Source organism: Pseudomonas sp. BAV 4579 (assembly GCF_009765395.1).
Classification (GTDB): Bacteria; Pseudomonadota; Gammaproteobacteria; order Pseudomonadales; family Pseudomonadaceae; genus Chryseomonas; species Chryseomonas aestiva.
This window is the reverse complement of sequence record NZ_WHOV01000177.1, coordinates 1-338: the sequence shown is the minus strand read 5'-3', so window position 1 is coordinate 338 and position 338 is coordinate 1. Positions and strand designations below refer to the sequence as shown.

Below are 338 nucleotides of genomic sequence, written 5' to 3'. Positions count from 1 at the left end.
GGATTGCCAGCGTAGGGATACGACATAGGGCAGATCCAGGCCGGTCAGAGTACGGCCTTTGCCTGAGCCGATTCGCCTGGGCCAGCCCTTGGCGGTAGCCGATAGGCTAGCCGGTTGCCCCATGGCGACCACTCCCCCCATGGCATTGGGAAAGATACGCCCACTGTTGTCGCCAATGTTGGCTTGCTCCAGCCAGACCTCCATGTAGTTGGGTGCCAGAAAGCCCAGGTACCAGGTGTCATAGGGCAGCTTGTTCGCGGCGTCAGACTGACAACCTGCCAGGTTCAGTAGCAGGCCAATAGCCAACAACCAGCGACTCATCGCCCAACTTTTCATGG

1 protein-coding gene is annotated in these 338 nt (G+C 59.5%); it reads right to left on the bottom strand.

Annotated features, from left to right (window positions below):
- On the bottom strand, positions 1-321 hold a 321-nt coding region (locus GSQ95_RS24120; RefSeq protein ID WP_158973944.1), incomplete at its 3' end, for a DUF2931 family protein.
- Positions 322-338: the final 17 nt, after the last annotated feature.